The sequence below is a fragment of the Amycolatopsis sp. cmx-8-4 genome (assembly GCF_046548675.1).
In the GTDB taxonomy this organism is placed as follows: domain Bacteria; phylum Actinomycetota; class Actinomycetes; order Mycobacteriales; family Pseudonocardiaceae; genus Amycolatopsis.
The window spans coordinates 19,756-40,522 of the sequence record NZ_JAEBDZ010000025.1 but is presented as its reverse complement, the minus strand read 5'-3'; the positions used below and the strand labels follow the sequence as shown (position 1 = coordinate 40,522).

The 20,767-nt window shown below is 71.8% G+C and carries 24 protein-coding genes and 1 pseudogene; 14 read left to right on the top strand and 11 right to left on the bottom strand.

The window, feature by feature from the left end:
• Nucleotides 1–4 precede the first annotated feature (4 nt).
• Genes ACLJQZ_RS37410 through ACLJQZ_RS37400 form a run of 3 tightly spaced genes read left to right on the top strand, consistent with a single transcriptional unit; the run spans nucleotide 5 to nucleotide 3,705 of the window.
• Nucleotides 5–955: a sphingomyelin phosphodiesterase gene (locus tag ACLJQZ_RS37410; RefSeq protein ID WP_410625075.1), complete on the top strand. Its 951-nt coding sequence runs from the start codon at nucleotides 5–7 to the stop codon at nucleotides 953–955.
• A 34-nt stretch (nucleotides 956–989) separates the two neighbouring features.
• A complete protein-coding gene (locus ACLJQZ_RS37405) occupies nucleotides 990–2,303 on the top strand; it encodes an MFS transporter (protein ID WP_410625074.1) in 1,314 nt (437 codons plus the stop codon).
• A complete protein-coding gene (locus tag ACLJQZ_RS37400) occupies nucleotides 2,290–3,705 on the top strand; it encodes a pyridoxal phosphate-dependent decarboxylase family protein (protein WP_410625072.1) in 1,416 nt (471 codons plus the stop codon). Before ACLJQZ_RS37405 ends, ACLJQZ_RS37400 begins: the two co-directional genes overlap by 14 nt.
• A 61-nt stretch (nucleotides 3,706–3,766) precedes the next feature.
• Here ACLJQZ_RS37400 and ACLJQZ_RS37395 read toward each other — a convergent pair whose 3' ends face one another.
• From ACLJQZ_RS37395 to ACLJQZ_RS37380, 4 genes are read right to left on the bottom strand one after another with little or no spacing between them, the layout of a single operon-like run.
• On the bottom strand, nucleotides 3,767–4,039 hold the full coding sequence (locus tag ACLJQZ_RS37395; protein ID WP_326949793.1) for a DUF6295 family protein: 273 nt from the start codon (nucleotides 4,037–4,039) through the stop codon (nucleotides 3,767–3,769).
• A gap of 11 nt (nucleotides 4,040–4,050) precedes the next feature.
• Nucleotides 4,051–4,791, bottom strand: a complete 741-nt coding sequence (locus ACLJQZ_RS37390; RefSeq protein WP_328454813.1) for a dienelactone hydrolase family protein — start codon at nucleotides 4,789–4,791, stop codon at nucleotides 4,051–4,053.
• Nucleotides 4,788–6,482, bottom strand: coding sequence for an MFS transporter (locus ACLJQZ_RS37385; protein WP_410625069.1), 1,695 nt, complete (start codon nucleotides 6,480–6,482; stop codon nucleotides 4,788–4,790). The genes ACLJQZ_RS37390 and ACLJQZ_RS37385 overlap by 4 nt, the downstream gene beginning before the upstream one ends.
• Nucleotides 6,479–6,913, bottom strand: coding sequence for a MarR family winged helix-turn-helix transcriptional regulator (locus tag ACLJQZ_RS37380; protein WP_410625066.1), 435 nt, complete (start codon nucleotides 6,911–6,913; stop codon nucleotides 6,479–6,481). Before ACLJQZ_RS37380 ends, ACLJQZ_RS37385 begins: the two co-directional genes overlap by 4 nt.
• A gap of 146 nt (nucleotides 6,914–7,059) precedes the next feature.
• On the opposite strand from ACLJQZ_RS37380, the gene ACLJQZ_RS37375 reads away from it, so the two are divergent.
• Nucleotides 7,060–7,356, top strand: coding sequence for a hypothetical protein (locus ACLJQZ_RS37375; RefSeq protein ID WP_410625064.1), 297 nt, complete (start codon nucleotides 7,060–7,062; stop codon nucleotides 7,354–7,356).
• Between the two features lie 84 nt (nucleotides 7,357–7,440).
• Here ACLJQZ_RS37375 and ACLJQZ_RS37370 read toward each other — a convergent pair.
• From ACLJQZ_RS37370 to mrf, 4 genes and pseudogenes are all read right to left on the bottom strand, one after another.
• A pseudogene (locus tag ACLJQZ_RS37370) lies at nucleotides 7,441–8,498 on the bottom strand (GTP-binding protein).
• Nucleotides 8,495–8,644 carry a 50S ribosomal protein L32 gene (gene rpmF / locus ACLJQZ_RS37365; RefSeq protein ID WP_410625062.1) on the bottom strand — a complete coding sequence of 50 codons (150 nt, stop codon included), beginning with the start codon at nucleotides 8,642–8,644 and terminating at the stop codon, nucleotides 8,495–8,497. Before rpmF ends, ACLJQZ_RS37370 begins: the two are co-directional and overlap by 4 nt.
• Nucleotides 8,644–8,898 carry a type B 50S ribosomal protein L31 gene (locus ACLJQZ_RS37360; RefSeq protein WP_326953155.1) on the bottom strand — a complete coding sequence of 85 codons (255 nt, stop codon included), beginning with the start codon at nucleotides 8,896–8,898 and terminating at the stop codon, nucleotides 8,644–8,646. Before ACLJQZ_RS37360 ends, rpmF begins: the two co-directional genes overlap by 1 nt.
• Nucleotides 8,895–10,145: a ribosome hibernation factor-recruiting GTPase MRF gene (gene mrf / locus ACLJQZ_RS37355; protein WP_410625060.1), complete on the bottom strand. Its 1,251-nt coding sequence runs from the start codon at nucleotides 10,143–10,145 to the stop codon at nucleotides 8,895–8,897. The genes ACLJQZ_RS37360 and mrf overlap by 4 nt, the downstream gene beginning before the upstream one ends.
• Nucleotides 10,146–10,223: 78 nt before the next feature.
• On the opposite strand from mrf, the gene rpmB reads away from it, so the two are divergent.
• The 8 genes from rpmB (at nucleotide 10,224) to cobA (ending at nucleotide 15,958) form a co-directional block, all read left to right on the top strand.
• On the top strand, nucleotides 10,224–10,460 hold the full coding sequence (rpmB, locus tag ACLJQZ_RS37350) for a 50S ribosomal protein L28 (RefSeq protein WP_247051987.1): 237 nt from the start codon (nucleotides 10,224–10,226) through the stop codon (nucleotides 10,458–10,460).
• Nucleotides 10,460–10,627 (top strand): 50S ribosomal protein L33, encoded by a 168-nt coding sequence (gene rpmG, locus ACLJQZ_RS37345; protein ID WP_410625058.1) that lies wholly within the window; start codon nucleotides 10,460–10,462, stop codon nucleotides 10,625–10,627. The genes rpmB and rpmG overlap by 1 nt, the downstream gene beginning before the upstream one ends.
• Nucleotides 10,627–10,932 (top strand): 30S ribosomal protein S14, encoded by a 306-nt coding sequence (gene rpsN / locus ACLJQZ_RS37340; RefSeq protein ID WP_410625056.1) that lies wholly within the window; start codon nucleotides 10,627–10,629, stop codon nucleotides 10,930–10,932. The genes rpmG and rpsN overlap by 1 nt, the downstream gene beginning before the upstream one ends.
• Entirely contained in the window at nucleotides 10,929–11,183 is a 255-nt protein-coding gene (rpsR, locus tag ACLJQZ_RS37335) for a 30S ribosomal protein S18 (RefSeq protein WP_326949783.1), read from the top strand. The genes rpsN and rpsR overlap by 4 nt, the downstream gene beginning before the upstream one ends.
• A 91-nt stretch (nucleotides 11,184–11,274) precedes the next feature.
• Nucleotides 11,275–12,336, top strand: a complete 1,062-nt coding sequence (locus tag ACLJQZ_RS37330; protein ID WP_410625053.1) for an ATP-binding protein — start codon at nucleotides 11,275–11,277, stop codon at nucleotides 12,334–12,336.
• Nucleotides 12,333–14,219 carry a DUF2201 family putative metallopeptidase gene (locus tag ACLJQZ_RS37325; protein WP_410625052.1) on the top strand — a complete coding sequence of 629 codons (1,887 nt, stop codon included), beginning with the start codon at nucleotides 12,333–12,335 and terminating at the stop codon, nucleotides 14,217–14,219. The genes ACLJQZ_RS37330 and ACLJQZ_RS37325 overlap by 4 nt, the downstream gene beginning before the upstream one ends.
• 12 nt (nucleotides 14,220–14,231) lie before the next feature.
• A complete protein-coding gene (locus tag ACLJQZ_RS37320) occupies nucleotides 14,232–14,624 on the top strand; it encodes an ankyrin repeat domain-containing protein (RefSeq protein WP_410625050.1) in 393 nt (130 codons plus the stop codon).
• Between the two features lie 107 nt (nucleotides 14,625–14,731).
• Nucleotides 14,732–15,958: a uroporphyrinogen-III C-methyltransferase gene (gene cobA, locus ACLJQZ_RS37315; protein WP_410625048.1), complete on the top strand. Its 1,227-nt coding sequence runs from the start codon at nucleotides 14,732–14,734 to the stop codon at nucleotides 15,956–15,958.
• Here the strand turns inward: cobA and ACLJQZ_RS37310 are convergent.
• The gene (locus tag ACLJQZ_RS37310) at nucleotides 15,946–16,824 is read right to left on the bottom strand and encodes an alpha/beta fold hydrolase (protein ID WP_410625046.1); all 879 of its coding nucleotides are present in this window, start codon (nucleotides 16,822–16,824) and stop codon (nucleotides 15,946–15,948) included. The two genes, cobA and ACLJQZ_RS37310, sit on opposite strands and share 13 nt — an antisense overlap.
• A gap of 148 nt (nucleotides 16,825–16,972) precedes the next feature.
• Between ACLJQZ_RS37310 and ACLJQZ_RS37305 the strand changes: the two genes are divergently transcribed.
• Nucleotides 16,973–17,815: a crotonase/enoyl-CoA hydratase family protein gene (locus ACLJQZ_RS37305; protein WP_410625044.1), complete on the top strand. Its 843-nt coding sequence runs from the start codon at nucleotides 16,973–16,975 to the stop codon at nucleotides 17,813–17,815.
• A 13-nt stretch (nucleotides 17,816–17,828) separates the two neighbouring features.
• Nucleotides 17,829–19,538: an AMP-binding protein gene (locus tag ACLJQZ_RS37300; protein ID WP_410625042.1), complete on the top strand. Its 1,710-nt coding sequence runs from the start codon at nucleotides 17,829–17,831 to the stop codon at nucleotides 19,536–19,538.
• 77 nt (nucleotides 19,539–19,615) lie between these two features.
• On the opposite strand, the gene ACLJQZ_RS37295 is transcribed toward ACLJQZ_RS37300, so the two are convergent.
• Both ACLJQZ_RS37295 and ACLJQZ_RS37290 read right to left on the bottom strand, forming a co-directional pair.
• Complete coding sequence (locus tag ACLJQZ_RS37295; RefSeq protein ID WP_410625040.1) at nucleotides 19,616–20,014, bottom strand: hypothetical protein; 399 nt, start codon at nucleotides 20,012–20,014, stop codon at nucleotides 19,616–19,618.
• A 30-nt stretch (nucleotides 20,015–20,044) separates the two neighbouring features.
• Entirely contained in the window at nucleotides 20,045–20,554 is a 510-nt protein-coding gene (locus ACLJQZ_RS37290; RefSeq protein WP_410625038.1) for a hypothetical protein, read from the bottom strand.
• Nucleotides 20,555–20,767: the final 213 nt, after the last annotated feature.

The following is a 20,767-nucleotide window of genomic DNA, read 5'->3' as shown; positions in this document are numbered from 1 at the left end:
TGTCGTGCGAAGAACCGCCATTCTCGCCGCTGTCGTCTGCGCCTTCCTCGCCCTCGTGACCGCGCCCGCTCAGGCCGCGCCCGCGAGCGTGTCCGTCCTGAGCTTCAACCTGTGGCAGCTGCCGTGGATCGCCAATCCGAACACGTCGGACAAAGAAGCCAGGGCCCAGGCCGCCGAACGCGTCATCCGGGCCAAGGCCGCCGACGTCGTCGTGCTCGAAGAAGCCTTCAGCGCCCAGGCCGAGGGGCTGCGCGACCGGCTCGTCGACGCCTACCCGTTCCAGACGCCGCTGGTCGGGCAGTCCTGCTCGACGTCGCCGGGCTGGACGACGGTGTCCGGCAACTGCTCGAACTCGCCGATCGTCGTCAACGGCGGCGTCACGGTGCTGAGCAAGTACCCGATCACCGAGAAGCACCAGCTCGTCTACCGCAACTCCTACTCCGGCACCGCGGACTACCTGTCCAACAAGGGCGCGGCGCTGGTCCGGATCTTCGCCCACGGCAAGGCGCTCTGGCTGGCCGGCACGCACCTGCAGGCCGACGAAGCCCCCGACACCCTGCCGAAGGCGCACCAGATCCGGATGGCGCAGCTCGGCGAGCTGCGCGACCTGGCCGCCGCGCACGTCCCGGCGGCGGACCCGGTCGCGATCGCCGGTGACCTCAACATCGAGTACTGGGCCGGGCAGGGCCGCCGCGACGCACTGGGCCGCTCCCAGTCCGAGCAGGGCGAAGCGGTGCTCGGCGGGACGCTGCGGACCGCGGGCGCGGGGGAGTACAGCTTCGACGCCGTCACCAACCCGGACGCGGCGAAGTCCGTCCCGGCGACCTACCGCGATTCGCTGGACTACGTCGGCTCGCTGCGACGCGCCGAGGTCGGGCCGGTACAGCTGGTGCATTACGACGGTGGCACGATTCCCTCCGACCACTACCCGGTGCTGGCCGAGATCCACTACTGATCGCCTCATCGGAATCCGCTTTTCGAGGAGGACCATGACGACGCTGTCCGGCCGGACGCGGTTCAGGTATTCGCTCGGCTCGTTCGTCACCGGGTCCTTCGGCACGGTCCCCGGCCTGATCCTGGTCAAGTACCTCACCGACACGATGGCCGTGCCCGCCGCCGCGGCGGGCGTCATCGTGTTCGTCCCGAAGGCCTGGGACGTGCTGTTCAACCCGATCGCCGGGCGGATGTCCGACGCGAACCTGCTGAAGACCGGCAGCCGGCGCCGGTTCCTGCTGATCGGCGGCATCGGCGTCTCGATCCTCTTCGCGCTGATGTTCGCCCACCCGGGCTTCGGGTCGCCGTTGCCGGACGCGCTGTACGTGGCGATCCTGTTCACCGCCTGCGCGACCGCGTACGCGGTGTTCCAGGTGCCGTTCAACGCGCTGCCGGCCGAGCTGACCGAGTCCGCCGACGAGCGGACGAAGCTCACCAGCGTGCGCATCGGCGTCCTGGCCGTGACGATCCTGATCTGCGGCGGCGGCGCCCCGGCGATCACCTCCGGCATCGGCGGGGTCGCCGGCTACCGCGTGATGGCCATCGTGATCGGGCTGATCGTGCTGGCCGCGACGCTGCTGGTGTACTTCGGCCTCAAGGGCGCGCCGGTCGGGTCGCTGCGGCCGAACACGGTGAGCTTCAAGGACCTCTCGCGGACCATCGCGCGGTGGCGGCCGTTCCGCTGGCTGCTCGGCACGTACTTCATCCAGGCCCTCGGCATCGGCACGGTGCTGGCGGCCATCCCGTTCTTCGCCCAGCGCATCCTCGGCAGCGAGGGCTACGGCACGGTGATCTTCGTGATCTTCGTCGGCCCGGCGCTGCTGACGATGCCGCTGTGGCCGCGCCTCGGCGCCCGCGTCGGCAAGCTCAACGGCTTCCGCATCGCCACGGCGGCCTTCGCGATCGGCCTGCTGGGCCTGATCCTCGCCCAGTCGCTGCCGCTGGTGATCATCCTCGTGTTCGTCGCGCTCTGCGGCGTCGGCTACGCGGGGATCTCGGTGTTCCCGCTCGCCATCCTGCCGGACCTGATCACGGCCGAGGAGGAGCGCACCGGCGAGACCCGCGCGGGCATCGCGGCCGGCGTGTGGACCGCGGGCGAGACGCTCGGCCTCGCGCTGGGCGCCGGGCTGTGGAGCGCGATCCTGGCGTTCGGCGGGTACGTCTCGAGCACCGACGCGACGACCGACCAGCCGCACAGCGCGATCGTCGCGATTCTGCTCGGCTCGTCGATCATCCCCGGCGTGCTGATCGCGCTGGCCCTGCCGCTGCTGCGACGCTCGGTGCTGGAGCCGCGTCATGAACCCGCCTGAGGACGTCCTCGCGGCGCTCCGGGAGCTGCGCGCGGGTGACCTGCCGACGCACGGCGGCCGCACGCTGGCCTACGTCTACGACAGCGGACTGTCCGAAGTGGACTCGCTGGGGGCCGCCGCGCACGCGCTGGCGTCGTCGGCCAACGGCCTCGACCCGACGGCGTTCCCCAGCCTGCTGCGCATGGAGAACGACCTCGTCGCGGCGGCGTCCCGGCTGCTCGGCGACGTCCCGGGCGTCGTCGGTTCGGTGACGTCCGGCGGCACGGAGTCGTGCCTGCTCTCGGTCCTGGCCGCGCGTGACGCGCACCCGGAGATCGCCGCGCCGTCGATCGTGCTGCCAACCACCGCGCACGCGGCGTTCCACAAGGCCGCGCACCTGTTCGGGCTGCGCCGGATCGACGTCCCGGTCGACCCGGTGACGTTCCGCGCGGACCCGGCCGCGATGGCCGCGGCGATCGACGACTCGACGGTGCTGGTGGTGGCGAGCGCGCCGTCGTACGCGCACGGCGTGCTCGACCCGGTGGCCGAGATCGCGGCCGCGGCGGCTGCCCGGGGCGTCCGGATGCACGTCGACGCCTGCATCGGCGGCTGGGTCCTGCCGTACTTCGCTCGCCTCGGCGCCGACGTCGCGCCGTTCGACTTCCGCGTCCCGGGCGTCACGAGCATCTCGGTGGACCTGCACAAGTACGCGTACTGCCCGAAGGGGACGTCGGTGCTGCTGCACGCGTCGGCGGAGCTGCGGCGGACGCACTACTTCGCGAGCGCGGGCTGGCCGGGTTACACGATGCTGAACACGACGATCCAGAGCACCCGCTCGGGCGGCCCGTTGGCCGCGGCGTGGGCGGTGGTCCGCCACCTCGGCGAAGACGGCTACCTTCAACTGGCTTCCTCGACGCGCGAAGCGGTGTCGCGGATCCGGGCCGGGGTCGCCGACATCGAAGGCCTGCGGATCCTGGGCGATCCGGTGTCGACGCTGATCGCGTTCACCGGCGACGACGGCTTCGACCTGTTCACGGTGGCCGACGAGATGAAGACACGCTGCTGGTACGTCCAGCCGCAGTTCGCGCATCTGTCGTCCCCGGCGAACCTGCACCTCACGGTCACGGCGGCGAATAACGGCAGCGAGAAGGAATTCCTCACGGACCTGGCGGCGTCGGTGGACGCGGCCCGCGCGTCGGGCCCGGTGCTGATCGACCCGGCGGTGGCGGAGTTCGTCGCCGCCCTGGACCCGGCGACGCTGACGTCGGACCAGTTCGCGGGCCTGCTGGCCGCGGCAGGCCTCGGCGGCGCTTCCGGCCTCCCGGACCGGATGGCCCCGATCAACGCGCTCCTCGCCACAGCCCCCGCACCCCTGCGCGAGCGCCTGCTCCTGGAGTTCCTCGGCGCCCTTTACACGCCGTGAAAGCCGTGAAGGCCTCCTTACCAGCCATAAGAGCCGGTAAGGAGGCCTTCACGGCTTTGGGCTACTGGTTGCGGGAAGCGAGGCCCGCGGGGGCGGACTTGACGGCCGCGACGATGGCGTCGGCCAGGGCCAGGGCGTCTTCTTCCGTCAGTTCCAAGGCGACGCGGGCTGACGCGCCCAGGTCCGGGTTGCGGAAGTCGATGTTGACCGTGTGCGCGTACGGCGCGTGGACCGGGTGATCGACGTAGACCGTGCCTTCGTTCAGGCGGAACCAGCCGCGGGCGCCCTTGCCGCTGCCTTCGAGGGCGAACTTCTCGGTGAGGTAGGTGCACATGGCGAGTCCTCTCAGGCGCTGAGCGTGCGGGCGTAGAAGTCGAGGATGCGTTCCCAGCCGTCCTTCGCGGCTTCCGGCCGGTAGCTCGGCCGGTCGACGGCGAAGAACGCGTGGCCGGCGTCCGCGTACGTGTGGAACTCGTGCTCCTTGCCGAGCTTCTCCAGCTCCGCCGCGAGCACGGCGACCTCGTCCGGGCTCGGGAACTTGTCGTCGGCGCCGAAGATGCCCAGCAGCGGGCAGGACAGCTCCGATGCCTTGCCCAGCAACGGCTTCATGAACTTCATGGCCTCCGGCGGGTCGTTGACGACGAACGCGCCGTAGCAGTCCACCGCCGCGTCGACGTCGATCGAGCAGCCGACGAGGAACGCCTGACGGCCGCCCGAGCAGTGCCCGATGACCCCGACGCGACCGTTCGCGTTCTCCAGGGCCTTGAGGTAGTCGGCCGCGCCCGAGACGTCGCCCACCAGGCGGTCGTCCGGGACGCCGCCGGCCGCGCGGACCGTGGCGGCCGCGTCGTCCGGGTCCGCGCCCGGGGCCTCGCGGGCGTAGAGGTTGGGGCAGATCGCGTTGTAGCCCTCGGCGGCGAAGCGGCGCACCATCTCCTTCGTCGACGCGTCGTAGCCGGGCATGTGGTGGATCACCACGACCCCGCCGCGCGTCGCGGCGTCGGTGGGCCTGGCCGCGTAGGCCTCGATCTCGTCGCCGCCGTTCCCGGTGATGGTGACGGTTCCGGCGATGAGTTCGTCGGTCATCTGTTCTCCTTAACTGCGTCTGCGGTCGGGTGGAAGTAACGGGAGCCGCGCGACGCCGAGGCGATCGCGGCGACGACGGCCATCACCGCGGCGGCGGTGAACACGATCACGAGACCGTGGTGGAACGGCCCGGAGATCAGCTGCGGGAAGAAGTCCCCGCCGGTCAGCGTCGCCCGGTCGGCCGGCGCCAGTCCGGCAAGGACGTCCGGGCCGAGCAGGTGCCCCACCGGGTTGCTGCCGAGGAACGCCGCGAAGAGCGTGCTCACCGGCGGCAGCTGGGCGACGCCGTCGGCGACGTCCGCCGCGACGCCAGCGGCCTGCAGGCCGCTGGTCAGCGTCTGCGGCAGCGACCCGGCGAGCCCGGCGATCATCAGCGAGAAGAACACGCCGATCGACAGCGACGTCCCGGAGTTCTGGAACGTCGCCCGCATGCCGGAGGCGACGCCGCGTTGCTCGGTCGGGACGCTGCTCATGATCGCCGAGGTGTTCGGCGCCGAGAACATGCCCTGGCCGATCCCGCTGACCACGAGCAGCGCGGCGAACGCCGGGTACGGGAAGTTCACCGGCAGCGCCAGCAGGCCCAGGAACGCCGCCGCGACCAGCAGCAGCCCGCCGGTGGAGAACAGCCGGGCGCCGAACCGGTCGGACAGGTACCCCGACACCGGGCCGGCGAGGAGGAACCCGACCGTCAGCGGCAGCATGTAGATGCCCGCCCACAACGGCGTCCGCTCGTAGTCGTAGCCGTGCAGCGGCAACCAGATGCCCTGCAGCCAGATGATGAGCATGAACTGCATGCCACCCCGCGCCACCGACGTCAGCAACGCGGCGATGTTGCCCGCGGCGAACGCGCGGATCCGGAACAGCCCGAGGTGGAACATCGGCGCGGCGACGCGGGTCTCGATGAGGCCGAACGCCACGAGCAGCAGCGCCCCGGCGCCGATGCCGCCCAGCACCAGCGGGTTGCCCCAGCCGGTCGCGGCGCCGCCGTAGGGCTGGATGCCGTACGTGATCGCGGCCAGCAGGATCGCGGTGCCGGCGGCGAAGGTGATGTTGCCGCCCCAGTCGACCTTCGCGCGCTTCGGCGTGCCGACTTCGCGGAGGCTGCGGATCGACCAGATCGTGCCGAGCAGCCCGAACGGGACGCTCACCCAGAACACCGCGCGCCAGTCGATCTCGGCCAGCAGCCCGCCGACGACCAGGCCGAAGAACTGCCCGGCCAGCGCGGTGATCTGGTTGACGCCCAGCGCCATGCCGCGTTGTTCGGCAGGGAAGGCGTCGGTGAGGATGGCCGCGGAGTTGGCCGTCAGCATCGACCCGCCGACGGCCTGCACCACCCGCCAGCCGATCAGCCACAGCGCGCCGCCGCCGGCGTGGAACGGGTCGAACGACAACGCCACCGAGGCGATGCTGAAGACGACGAAGCCGAGGTTGTATATCTTGACCCGGCCGAACATGTCGCCGAGCCGCCCGAGCGTCACCACCAGCACGGCCTGCAGCAGCAGGTAACCGAGGATCATCCAGAGCAGGTAGCCGATGTTGCCCGGGGCGAGGGGGTCGAGGCCGATGCCGCGGAAGATCGCGGGCAGCGAGATGATCACGATCGAGCCGTCGAGCGCCGACATCAGCACGCCGAGCGTGGTGTTCGACAGCGCGACCCACTTGTAGCGGTCCGGGGTTCCGGTGCCGGTCACAGGGCGTCCGCCAGCCGCTCGATCAGCGGGATCGCGGCGATCAGCTTGCGCTGCTCGGCCGCGGTGAACCGCTCGGCCAGCGCGGTGGCCATCCGCTCGGTGGTCACCGACCGCCGGTCGGTGAGCAGCTGGACGCCGGCGTCGGTCACCGACATGAGGACCTTGCGGCCGTCGCTGTCGTCCTTGCGGCGCACGACGAGGCCGCGTTCGACCAGTCCGGCGAGCGTGACGCCCATGGCCTGCGGCTTGACCCGTTCGAGGTCGGCGAGGCATCCCGGCGTGGCCGGGCCCTCCCGGTCGAGCCGCGAGAGCACCGAGCGTTCGGGCAGGGTCAGTTCGCCGACGACGTAGCCCTGGCGCAGCCGCCGGACCAGCCGGCCCAGGGCGACGCGCAGGTCGGTGCTCGCCTGGAGCAGCTCCTCGTCCGTCACATTCGTCAACCTAGACTGATAAACCTGGGTTGATCAACTCGGACCTATCGGGTGAGCCGGGAGCTTTCGCCCGGTCGCCGTGGTCACCCGGTGTTAGCGTCCGAAGTGGACATATGCCGCCGAACGCATTCCCGGAGGACCCGCCGATGACGATCCCGCACGTCGAGCACGCCGGTCACGACCACGTCCACGGCGAAGGCTGCGGGCACGCCGCGGTCCCGCACGGCGACCACGTCGACTACGCGCACGAAGGGCACCTGCACCGCGCGCACGACGGGCACTTCGACGAGTGCGAGATCGCCGGCCACGTGCCGCACACCGGCCACGACCACACCCACGGCGAAGGCTGCGGCCACGTCGCGGTCCCGCACGGCGAGCACGTCGACTACCTCCACGACGGCCACCGCCACGCACCGCACGAAGACCACTACGACGACCACTGACGCACCCGCCGCGCCCGCCCCGTCGTGAGTGTTTAGGGCGGTTAGAACCGCCCTAAACACTCACGACAAGCCGCGGCAGAAGGCTTAGTGGCCGTGGACGGGTTCCCAGTCCGGGAACGGGTCCGGGCCGCTCGCCACGTCACCCAGGCACTCCCGCAGCGCGCTGAGCAGCGCGTCGCCCGCCAGGTCGACGCCGATGAACACCAGCTCCTGCCGTGGCTCGTCCGCGACGCCCTGGGGTTCGAATCGCGCCACCGTCCCGGCTTGAGACCACAGGCCTGTCACCCCGGGGCGGGACGCCAGGGCGAAGAACCCCTTGGAGCGCAATACCGTCCCGAACTCGCCGGAGTCGAGGCGCCGGGCGACGAAGTCCCACAGGCGCGCCGGGTCGAAGGCCCGGGACGCGCGGAACACCACGCTCGAGATGCCGTACTCCTCGGTCTCCGGCACGTGGTCGCCGTTCAGCTCGGCGACCCAGCCCGGGGCCTCCTGCGCGCGGCCGACGTCGTAGCGGCCGGTGCCGAAGACGCGGTCCAGTGGCACCTTCCCGAAGCTGCTCGTCACGACGTCGGCGGCCGGGTTGAGCCGCCGGAGCACCGCCACCAGCAGCGCGGCCTCGTCCGGCGACACGAGATCGGTCTTGTTAAGCAGCAGCACGTCGGCGAACTCGACCTGGTCCATCAGCAGGTCACTCACCGTCCGCTCGTCGTCCGAGTACTGGTCCAGCCGGCGCTCTACGAGGGAGTCGCCGGCGGCCAGCTCGCGGGCGAAGCTGGCCGCGTCGACGACCGTCACCATGGTGTCGAGGCGGGCCACCTCGTCCAGGAACGTGAACGTCGCGGCCACCGGCATCGGCTCGGAGATCCCGCTCGACTCGATGAGCACGTGGTCGACCGGTCGTCCGCGCACAGCGCCGCCACCTCGTCCAGCAGGTCCTCGCGCAGGGTGCAGCAGATGCACCCGTTGGTCAGCTCGACGAGGCGCTCCTGCGAGCGCACGAGCGCGGCGTCGATGTTGACCTCGCTCATGTCGTTGACGATCACCGCCACCCGCAGGCCGTCGCGGTTGGCGAGGATGTGGTTGAGCAGCGTCGTCTTGCCCGCGCCGAGGAAGCCCGACAGCACGGTGACCGGGACGCTCACGCGTGGAAGTGGCGGACCAGCCGGCGGGGGACGAGCTTCGTCTCGCCGTCGACCTTGATCGGGACCAGGTCCACCGCGGCGGCCTTCCACTGGGACCGCCGGGCGCGAGTGTTGCTGCGGGACTTCCTGCGCTTGGGGACGGCCATCAGCGCGTACCCCGCTTCCCGTAGCGGCGGTGGAACTTCTCGACCTGGCCGGCGCTGTCCATGATCCGCTGGGTGCCGGTCCAGAACGGGTGCGACCACGCGCTGATGTCGACCGTCACCAGGGGGTAGGTCTGCCCGTCGGACCACTCGATCGTCTTGTCCGACGTGGCGGTGGAGCGGGTCAGGAAGGCGTCGCCGGTGGACGAGTCCTTGAAGACCACGGGGTGGTAATCGGGGTGGATGCCTTGTTTCACTGGTCTTCCTTTCGGTTCGCCGCGGTCGCGTCGCGCCGCGCCGGGTCGGGTTCGGTGTCTTCGCAGGGTTCTTCGTGCCAGTCGCCGAACGGATCGGGATAGCGCTCCCAGGCCTCCGGGCTGGCCCTCAGTTCCTCGTCGGTCAGTAGAGCGCCGCGCAGGGCCGCGTCGATCTCGCCGGGCGTTGTCTGGTCCGTCACCACGACCAGCTCCTGCGCGCGGTCGCCGTGCACGGGGTGCCAGCGCAGGGACGCCAGGGTGCGGCGCTCGGGGGAGACGTCCGTCCACTCCGGACCGTCCGGCGAGGCGAGCCACGGCCCGGCGTGCCCGATGCCCAGCCCGCCGCCGGCCGACTCGATCCAGAACGCGACGTCCGGCTGGCTTGCCACCCAGGCCCGGCCGCGGGTGCGGACGACGCCGTCGAGCAGGACGTCGAGCGCGTCGTGCAGCCGCTGCGGGTGGAACGGCCGCTCGGCGGTGAAGGTGACCAGCCCGATGCCGCAGTCGGCGTGCAGCGGCGGCTGGCCGCGCAGCAGCGCGCCGTGCATGTCGGTGACCTCGCCGCGCCGCGCGTCGGCCGGGACGGCGTCGAGCACGCTGTGCCCGTCCACCCGGCTCAGCTCGACCCGCGGGACCGACGGTGCGACGCGATCGAGCACGGCGGACGCCTTGGCCGCGTGCCACGCGTCGGTCGCCGCGCCGGCCAGCACGAGGACGTCGGCGAACTCGACCTGGGACAGTGCCACCTGGGCGACGGTCCGGTCGTCCTCCGGGCTGGCCTGCAGGTTCCGCTCGGCCAGGGCATCGTCGCCGGTCGCGTCGCCGAGCCAGGTCGCGCAGTCGACGACCGTGAGCACGGCGCGCAGGTCGACGTCGTCGTGCACCGGGTGGTCGCCGACCAGGACGTTGCGGATCGCCCAGCTCACCGGCTCGGGCTCCATGGCCTCGTCGAGCCGGACGACGATCCGGCGCACCTGCGGCATCCGGGCCAGCCGCCGCAGCAGCGGGAGCAGGTCCTCGCGCAGGGTGCAGGACACGCAGCCGTGCGCCAGTTCGAGGACGGTCAGCTGGTCGCGCTGCTCGAGGCGCAGGCGGCGGCGGACGACGCCGGAGTGGATGTCGCGCAGGTCGTGGTGGACGACGGCGGTGCCGGGCTCGGCGACGCGCAGCAGCTCGGCGAGCGTGGCGTTCGCGCCCGGGGCGAGGCCGCTGACGAGCACGAGCGGGACACGGGGATCAGGGGTCACGAGAGCTCCAGGAATACGGGCGGGGTACGGTGCGTAGAGTAGATGAAAACGACAATCACTATCAACTCGGGAGGGTCCGTGTCCGCCGTGTGCCAGGTCACCGGCCGCAAGCCGGGGTACGGCAAGCAGGTCTCGCACTCGCACCGCCGTACGTCCCGGCGGTGGGAGCCGAACCTGCAGAACCGCCGCTACTTCGTGCCCAGCGAGCGCCGCTGGGTGCGGCTGCGCGTCTCCGTCAAGGGGATGAAGACGATCGACAAGCGCGGGATCGAGGCCGTCGTGGCCGAACTGAAGGCGAAGGGGATGAAGTTCTGATGGCGAAGAGCACCGACATCCGGCCGGTCGTCAAGCTGCGGTCCACCGCGGGGACCGGCTACACGTACGTCACGAAGAAGAACCGCCGCACCAACCCGGACCGGATGGTCCTGCGCAAGTACGACCCGGTCGCGCGCAAGCACGTCGAGTTCAAGGAAGAGCGCTGATGGCGAAGAAGTCGAAGATCGCGAAGAACGAGCAGCGCAAGGTGATCGCGGCCCGGTACGTCGAACGCCGTCGCGCGCTCAAGGCCGTCATCGCCGCGCCGTCGTCGTCCGCCGAGGACAAGGGAGCGGCGGTCGTCGCGCTGCAGAAGCTGCCGCGCGACGCGAGCCCGACGCGGATCCGCAACCGGGACGCGGCCGACGGCCGCCCGCGCGGATATCTGCGCAAGTTCGGGCTGTCACGGGTGAAGATGCGCCAGGCCGCCCACCACGGCGAGCTGCCCGGCGTCACGAAGTCGAGCTGGTGAGCCGGATGCCGAAGCCGACCCGGGACCGCCCCGGCAAGCGCAAGGTGAACCTGCTGCACGCGCACCGGATCACCCACGTCGACTGGAAGGACGTCGATCTGCTGCGGAAGTTCGTCTCCGACCGCGGCAAGATCCGGGCCCGCCGGGTGACGGGTTTGACACCGCAGCAACAGAAACAGGTCGCCACGGCGATCAAGAACGCGCGGGAGATGGCCCTGTTGCCCTACCCCGCTTCGGGACGCGCCAGCTGAAAACCAGGTGCGCCGGCTGGGCGGGCGCGCGATCATGAGCCTGCGAAAGGGGGCGTCACACGGGATGTCCTGACATCAGGAGGTCCACGTAGTGCACGCCCAGCTCACGGTCACGCCCGCCCAGCTGCCCGAAGTCCTGCTCGCCGCCGCGGTCGTGCGGCCGGTGTTCCTGTGGGGCGCGCCCGGTATCGGGAAGTCGTCCCTGGTCCGGGAGTTCGCGGCGTCGCTCGGCCTCGACTGCGTCTCGCTGCTCGGTACCCAGCTCGCGCCGGAGGACCTGATCGGCGTCCCGCAGATCGTCGACGGCCGCAGCCGGTTCTGCCCGCCGGAGCAGATCGCCCGCGACGAGCCGTACTGCTTGTTCCTGGACGAGCTGAACGCCGCCGCGCCCGACGTCCAGAAGGCGTTCTACTCGCTCATCCTCGACCGCCGCATCGGCTCGTACGAGCTGCCCGCGGGCTCGGTCGTGATCGGCGCCGGCAACCGCGCCACCGACCAGGCCCTCGCGCGCCCGATGGCGTCCGCACTGGTCAACCGGCTCGTCCACGTGCACCTTCGCGCCTCGCCCGCCGACTGGCTGACCTGGGCGATGAGCCACGACATCCACCCGTCGGTCGTCGACTACCTGACCCAGCGCCCGGACCACCTGTGGAGCCCGCCGCCGAAGACCGAAGAGCCGTTCTCGACGCCGCGCTCGTGGCACATGCTCTCGGACCTCCTGCACTCCTACGGCGACGCCGCCGGAGACGAGACGATCGCGCTGCTGGCCTACGCGACGCTCACCCCGCAGCACGCCGGCTCGTTCCGCGCGTACCTCAAGGCGGCCCGGCACGCCTTCGACCTCGAAGCCATCCTCAAGGGCGACGCCCGCTGGCCCGCCGAGCCGGGCGATCGTGACCTGCTGTACTTCCTGGCCGAGACGTTCCGCGCGCGGCTGGTCAAGGACCTGCCCGCCGACAAGCGGCACGCGTCGGCCGCGGTGCGCCAGTTCGCGTTCCGCGCGAAGGGCCTGCTCGTCGAGCTGGCCGAGATCTCCCTGGAGATGGCCCAGCTGGTCATCGCCGACGACGAGGCGGGCCACCCCCGCCTGCCGTCGTGGTTCCTGGTCGAGGCGGCCCGCGACCTGCCGCGGCTCGTGGACGCGCGCGCGTGAGCACCGCGCAGGCCGAGGCCAAGCGCCGCGAACGCCGCACCAAGGCGATCGACGCCGGCTGGGCGCTGGCCCGCGAGCACACCGTGCTCGACCACCTGACGCGCGGCGCGAGCCTCGGCCAGGACAGCCTGACCGGCGTCGGCAGCTGGGCCGTCGTCAGCGAGCGCGGGGTGATCACGGCCAACCGCGCCCGCGACGCCGAGCCCGCGGAGTGGGCGTGGGTCTTCGCGCACCTGCTGCTGCACCTCGGCCTCGGCCACCTCGACGAGGAGACGCTGACCGACGCCGAGGCCGTCACGCCCGGCCGGGAGATCGACGCGTCCTACGGCGCTGCCTGCTGCGTGGCCGTCCACCGGTTCGCCGAGGCGGTCCACGTCGGCGAACCCACCGTGCTGCTCCCGGAACTCCCGGGCGGCGACGAGTTCTCCTTGACCCGCACGTGGCGCGAAACCGGCGTCCCCGGGCCGTTCACGGGGCTCGGCACCGGTGGAGCGCGGCCGTGCCTGCGGCTCGGCCCACCCCAGAGCCGCTGGCACCTCCAGTACAACGGGAAGCCCGAGCCGTGGACCGAGCGGTTCGCCCGCGGGCTGATCGCGGCGGCCACCGAAGCCATGGAACGCGCCGCGGACGCGCGCGGGCAGACCCGGCACCGGCGGGCACTGGGGGAGTGGGACCGCGCGCTGGCCTGGTTCACCTCGTCGTTCCCGCTGCTCGGCGCGATGGCCGCGGGCTTCACCCTGATCGCCGACGCCGAGGTCGTCCGGGCCTGGGACATCGCCGTGGCCGCGGTGGACGCCGAGCACGGCGAGATCTACGTCAACCCGCACGCGCCGCTGACCGCCGGGGAGTGGCGGTTCGTGCTGGCGCACGAGATGCTGCACGCCGCGTTGCGCCACGACCGCCGCGCGCTCGGTCGCGAGCCGTACCTGTGGAACGTCGCCTGCGACTACGTGATCAACGGCTGGCTCGTCGCGATGGCCGTCGGCGTGCTGCCCGAGGACGCCCTGCACGACCCGCAGCTGACGGGCCTGTCCGCCGAGTCGGTCTACGACACGCTCACCACGGACCTCCGGCGCGCCCGCAAGCTGCGCACCCTGGGCGGCCGTGAGGCTGGTGACGTCCTGGGCGACTGGCTTTCGCAGCCCGAAGCAACACAGCGCCGGTCGTCCCGGCGCGCCGACCCGCGGCCGATGCCGTGGACGGACCGCGTCCAGGGCGTCGACCTCGACGAGTTCTACCGCCGCGCGCTCACCCAGGGCCTGACCTACCACCACAACCAGGGCCGCGGGCTGCTGCCGGCCGGGCTGGAGCAGGAGATCCGGTCCCTGGAGCACCCGCCGCTGCCGTGGGACGCGCAGCTCGCCCGCTGGTTCGACGAGCACGTCCGCGTCGAGCTGCCGGTGCGCAGCTACGCGCGGGCGTCGCGCCGGCAGTCGTCGACGCCGGACATCCCGCGTCCCGGCAAGGTCCGGCCCGAGCAGCTCGACCGGCGTGTCACCTTCGGCGTCGTCCTCGACACGTCCGGCTCGATGGACGTCGAGCTGCTCGGCAAGGCGCTGGGCGCGATCGCGTCGTACGCCGCCGCCCGTGACGTCCCGGCGGCGCGGGTGGTGTTCTGCGACGCCGTCGCCTACGACGCCGGGTACCTCGCCGTCGAGGACATCGCGGGGCGGGTCAAGGTGCGCGGGCGCGGCGGCACGATCCTGCAGCCCGGCGTCGACCTGCTGCAGCGCGCCCCGGACTTCCCGCCGGACGGGCCGATCCTGATCATCACCGACGCGCTGTGCGACCACGTCCGGCCGCGGCGCGAGCACGCGTACCTGGTGCCCCGGGGCGCCCGGCTGCCGTTCGTCGCGCGCGGGCCGGTGTTCCGGGTTTCGTGAGAGCCTCAAAGCATGAGTGACGACGAGATCACCCCGGAGATGCTGGCGCTGTGGGCCAAGATCTTCGGGTTCGCACGCGAGGGCCGGACCGCGGAACTGGCCGCGTACGTCGACCGGGGAATCCCGGCCAACCTCACCAACGACAGCGGCGACTCGCTGGTCATGCTGGCCGCCTACCACGGCCACGCCGAGACGGTCGCCGCGTTGATCGAGCGCGGCGCCGACCCGAACCGCGAGAACGACCGCGGCCAGAGCCCCCTGGCGGGCGCCGTCTTCAAGAACGAGCCGGCCGTCGTGCGCGCCCTGCTCGACGGCGGCGCCGACCCGCGCGCCGGGCAGCCGTCCGCGATCGACACGGCCAAGATGTTCGGCAACACCGACCTGCTCGCACTGCTCGAACGGTGACTCTTCGCACGCCCGGCTGGTGCGGCGCCGGTGCGTTAATAAATTCCGCCTTCCTCCCCGCCACCGCCCTCAACGGAGGCGCTCCGCGCCGCTGTTAGATTCGCGGCATGGACGACCCGCACTACCTCTCCGGCCTCCAGCTGACGGGCCGCCGCGTCGTGATGTTCGGCGGCGGTTCCGTGGCCCAGCGCCGGCTGCCCCGGCTCATCCGCGCGGGCGCGCGCGTGGAACTGGTGTCCCCGCACACGACACCGTCGGTGCAGGGCATGGTGGACGCGGGCGAGCTGGTCTGGCACGAACGCCGCTACTCCGAAGGCGACCTGAAAGACGCCTGGTACGCGCTGGCCTGCACGGACGACGCCGAGGTCAACGCGGCGATCTGCGCCGAAGCCGAGCGCGAGCGCGTGTTCTGCGTCCGCGCCGACGAGGGCGAGTCCGGCAGCGCCGTGACCCCGGCGTCCGGCCGCCACGGCGGGCTGCTGTTCGGCGTGCTCTCCGGCGGCGAGCCCCTGCGGTCCGCCGCGGTCCGCGACTCGATCCTGGACGGCCTGCACGCGGGCACGGTCGAAGACGGCCGCCACCCGCACCCGGACGGCACCCTGCCCGGCGTCGCGCTGGTCGGTGGCGGCCCGGGCGACCCGGAGCTGATCACGGTCCGCGGCCGCCGGCTGCTCGCGCGCGCCGACGTCGTGGTCGTCGACCGGCTGGCGCCCCGGGAGCTGCTCGACGAACTCGCGCCCGAGGTGGAGATCGTCGACGCGGCGAAGATCCCGTACGGCCGAGCCGCCAGCCAGGACGTCATCAACAGCACGCTCATCGACCGCGCCAAGGAGGGCAAGTTCGTCGTCCGCCTCAAGGGCGGCGACCCGTACCTGTTCGGCCGCGGCTTCGAGGAGGTGCTGGCCTGCGCCGAGGCCGGCGTCCCGGTGACGATGGTCCCGGGCATCACCAGCGCGTTCGCGGTCCCGGCGGTCGCCGACGTCCCGGTGACCCACCGCGGTGTCGCCCACGAGGTGGTGGTCGTCTCCGGCCACGTCGCACCCGGCGACGACCGCTCGCTGGTCGACTGGGACCTGCTGGCCCGGATGCGCGGCACGATCGTGCTGATGATGGGCGTCGAGCGGCTCCCGCAGTTCGCCAAGGCCCTGCTCGACGGCGGCCGCCCGGCCGACACCCCGGTGGCGATCGTCGAGGACGGCACGATGCGCACCCAGCGCGCCCTGCGGTCCACATTGGACACGGTGGTCACCGACGCGGCGGCGTCGGGAGTCCGCCCGCCCGCGGTGATCGTGATCGGCCCGGTGGCGGGTCTGGCCCAGCCTCAGTCCTCGTAGCAGCTCGCGGCGAAGTCGCGGATCGCGTCGGACAGGCGGGTCGGGTCGAACCTCAGCTCGACCGGGCTGCGGGCCTGGACGAACTCCGCGTCCGGCATGTCGACGGCCAGGGTGTCGGCGTCGCCGAACGGGTGGATCGGGTCGCCCTGGTGGCCGATCACCAGGGCGCGGGTCGTGATCTCGCGGCGCACCGACTTCGGCGGGGCGATCCGGCCGAACAGGACCCCGTGCAGCAGGGCCGCCATCGGGGCCGGGCGCTGCGAGAGCGTGTCGGTGATGACGTCGACCCACTGGTTGCCGTGCGGGACCAGCGAGGCCCCGAAGGCGACCGCCTGCACCGTCACCGGCAGGAACCGGGCCGCCATCAGCAGCGGCGCGAACGTGAACAGGCCCGCGACGATCGCGTTGTCCAGCACCGGCATCTCGACGATCAGCCCACGAGCCCGCTCGGGGGCCGACACCGCGACCTCCAGGGAGACGTTCGCGCCCAGCGACGTCCCGCCGATCACGGCGGCGGAGACCTCGAGGTGGTCCAGCAGCGCCAGGGTCTGCTCGGCGAACGACGGCATCGAGTACCGCCACGACTCGGTCGGGCGGTCCGAGTCGCCGTGGCCGAGCAGGTCGAGCGTGACCACCCGGAACCCGGCGCGGGCCAGCCGCCGCGCGAGGGGCGCGTGCATCCGGCGGGTGAGCATGATGCCGTGGGTCAGCACGACGACCTTGTCGCCGCTGCCGAACTCGGTGTACCAGAGCCGGTGCCCCTCGTGGTCGAACGAGCCGGTCAGCTCGATCGGACGGGACGAACGCCGTGCGGGCGGGGCCGGGGGCTCCGGCTCGATCAGGGTCGCGCTGCTGGCCGGGCTCATGTCCCACCGTCCTCCCCGTGTCGTGGTCACCTTCCTCCAGGAAAGCATCCCCTGACCACGTTGGCACAGTGGCGGACCGCACGGGATCACAGTTCAATTGACACCGTGCCAATGGCGGGTGGTCGCGGGGATGGGTCAAGATGACCTCATGACCGCTACTGCTGACAGTCTGCCCGACCTCGTCTCCCTCAAGGTCGACATCGAAGGCCACGTCGCCGAAGTGACGCTCCTCGGCCCTTCGAAGGGCAACGCGATGGGCCCGGACTTCTGGCGCGAGCTGCCGCTGGTGATGGGGGCCCTCGACGCGGACCCGCAGGTCAGGGCCGTGGTGCTGACCGGCAGCGGCGCGCACTTCTCCTACGGCCTCGACCTGCCCGCGATGATGGGCGGCTGGGCGCCGCTGCTGGCCGGCGACGCGCTGGCCGGCCCGCGCAGCGAGTTCCACACCGAGGTCCGGCGGCTGCAGGCCGCCGTCAGCTCCATCGCCGAATGCCGCAAACCGGTCATCGCGGCCGTCTCCGGCTGGTGCATCGGCGGCGGCGTCGACGTCGTCACCGCGGCCGACATCCGGCTGGCCAGTGCGGACGCGAAGTTCAGCGTCCGCGAGGTGCGCGTCGCGATCGTCGCCGACATCGGCAGCCTGCAGCGGCTCTCCCCGATCATCGGCGAGGGCCACGTCCGCGAGCTGGCGCTGACCGGCAAGGACATCGACGCCGCCCGCGCCGAGAAGATCGGCCTCGTGAACGACGTCTACCCGGACCAGGACGCGCTGCTGAAGGCCGCGCGGGAACTGGCCGGTGAGATAGCTGCGAACCCGCCGCTCGTGGTGCAGGGTACGAAGCAGGTACTGGCGGCGAACACCGAGCGCCAGGTCGCCGACGGTCTCCGGTACGTCGCGGCGTGGAACTCGGCGTTCCTGCCCAGCAAGGACCTCGGCGAGGCGGTGCAGGCCTTCATGGAGCGCCGGAAGCCGGAGTTCACGGGCGAATAGCAAAGGAGGCAGGGTGAGCAACGGAGCTTCGGAAGTCCACCACGCGTTCCGCGTGGCGCGGGACTACCTGCAGCAGCACCGCGAGGACTACGACACGGCGTACCGCGACTTCGCCTGGCCGGAGTTCGACCACTTCAACTGGGCGATCGACTGGTTCGACGTCGTCGCGCACGACCCGGACAACGCCGAGCGGTTCGCGTTGTGGATCGTCGAGGAGGACGGCACCGAGAACCGCTGGACCTACCCCGAGATGTCGGGCCGGTCCAACCAGGTGGCGAACTGGCTGCGCGGCCTCGGTGTGCGCCGCGGTGACCGGCTGATCCTCATGCTGGGCAACCAGGGCGAGCTGTGGGAGACGATCCTCGCCGCGATCAAGCTCGGCGCGGTGATCATCCCGGCGTCCACCCTGCTCGGCCCGGCCGACCTGACCGACCGCGTCGAGCGCGGCGCGGCCAAGCACGTCGTGATCCGCTCGGCGGACACGGAGAAGTTCACCGGCGTCGCCGGTGACTACACCCGGATCGCGGTGGGGGAGCCGGTCGAGGGCTGGCACCCGTACGCGACCGCGTTCGCCGAATCACCCGAGTTCGCCCCGGACAGTCCGACGAAAGCCGCCGACCCGCTGCTGCTGTACTTCACCTCCGGCACCACGGCGAAGCCGAAACTGGTGCAGCACACGCAGGTGTCGTACCCGGTGGGGCACCTGTCCACGATGTACTGGATCGGCCTGGAGCCGGGCGACGTCCACCTCAACATCTCCTCGCCGGGCTGGGCGAAACACGCGTGGAGCAACGTCTTCGCGCCGTGGAACGCCGAAGCGACGGTGTTCCTCTACAACTACACCCGGTTCGACGCGGGCAAGTTGATGGCCCAGATGGACCGCTGCGGCATCACGAGCTTCTGCGCGCCGCCGACGGTCTGGCGGATGCTCATCCAGGCCGACCTGACGGCGCTGAAGACGCCGCCGAAGAAGGTCGTCGGGGCGGGCGAGCCGCTGAACCCCGAGGTGATCGACCAGGTCGAGAAGGCCTGGGGCATCACGATCCGGGACGGCTTCGGCCAGACCGAGAGCAGCGTCCAGATCGCCAACACGCCGGGCCAGGACGTCGTGCCGGGCTCGATGGGCCGCCCGCTGCCCGGGTTCGTGGTGGCGCTGGTCGACCCGGTCAGCGGCGAACGCGCGCAGGAGGGCGAGATCTGCCTCGACCTCGACCACCGCCCGGTCGGCCTCATGACGGGTTACGCCGGCGACGACGAGCGCACCTCGACGGCGTTCTCGAACGGCTTTTACCACACCGGGGACGTCGGTTCGATCGACGAACGCGGCTACATCACCTACGTCGGGCGCACCGACGACGTCTTCAAGGCGTCGGACTACCGGATCTCGCCGTTCGAGCTGGAGAGCGTGCTCATCGAGCACGAGGCGGTCGCCGAAGCGGCGGTCGTCCCGGCCCCCGACCCGATCCGGCTCGCTGTCCCGAAGGCGTACGTCGTGCTGGCCGCCGGCCACGAGCCGACGGCGGACACGGCGAAGGCCATTCTCGCGTACTGCCGCGAGCACCTGGCGCCGTACAAGCGGATCCGGCGGCTCGAGTTCGCCGACCTGCCGAAGACGATCTCGGGCAAGATCCGCCGCGTCGAGCTGCGCGGCCGCGAGAGCGACCCGGCGCGCGGCGCGGGCACGGAGTTCCGCGAAGAGGACTTCCCGGACCTCAAGGGCTGACTCGGCTCCTCATGCGCCCCAATGTGGCGTTGGGTGCGTTGGACGCACCCAACGCCACATTGGGGCGCATGGGGCGGTCAGGCGCGCGTGCCCTCGATCTGGCGGCCGTCTTCGGTCGAGCAGACCGTCACCGGGTCGTTCGCGCCGCTGCCGCACGTCCACTCGTCCAGCACGACGGGGCCCGGGCCGTCGGCCGAGGCCGCCTCGGCCGGGGTCAGCTTCGCGAAATAGTCCTTCAGCAGCGTCGTCGCCGCGGCGCAGTCGACCTTGCCGTGCGCGACGACCGCCGTCTTGGCGCCGCCCGATCCGGTGACGTCGCCGCACGGCACGCCCGGCGCCGTGGACGCCGCCGCGGCCGCCTCGGCCGGGACCGCGCTCGAGGCGGACGGCGCCGCGGGCGCCGGGTCGGCGCCGCCGCACCCGGCCAGGACGGCGGTCGCGGCGACGAGCAGCAGGGGGTAGGCGAGTGTCTTCATGGGCCCTTCAGAAGCGGACGGGACGGGAACTCATTCGGACGGGACGACGGCGGCGAACACCGTCTGCTCGCCCTTGGTGCAGGTGGTGCCGCCTTGCGCGGCGGGCGGCCCGGAAGTGCACAGCCAGCCGTTCACCGTCTCGTTCACCGCGTCGTTCGAGCCGGCGCCCTGGCGCCCGGCGATCTTGCGGTGGAAGTCGGTGACCAGCTGGGTCGCCGCGACGCAGCTGACGCCGCTCGAACCGCTGTCGAAGACGTAGAGGGTCAGCCCGCTGGCCGCGGTGATGGCGCCGCACGCGCCGGGCACGGTCGGCGGCACGGCGGCCGGCTTCGACGCCGGGCCGGGCACGGACGAGCCGCTCGTGGCGGGCGGCGGTGGCGGCGTCCCGGTCGTCGTGGACGCCGGTGCGGCGGACGTCGAAGCCTGCGGCGGGGGAGCGGCGGACGGGGCCGGGTCGCCGGAACAGGCGGCGAGCGCGGGCACGGCGAGGCAGGCCGCGAGCAACAGCCGCCACATCCTCGTGGTGGTCGGGTGGGGCACCGCGATCCTTCCTCCCCGGTCGGGCCGGCCAGGTCGTTCTGGCCCATCCCGGGCCGGGGCCCCGTGGATCGACGCGCCCAGGGGTGTGCCGGAGATTACTCCAGCCGGGTGGCGGGCGTGTCCGGTGGCTCCCGTTTGTGTGTCCACAATGGACGGTTAACCTCCTGTTCACGCTCCGATACACAAGGCTGCCATCAAGAATCGATCGGTCTA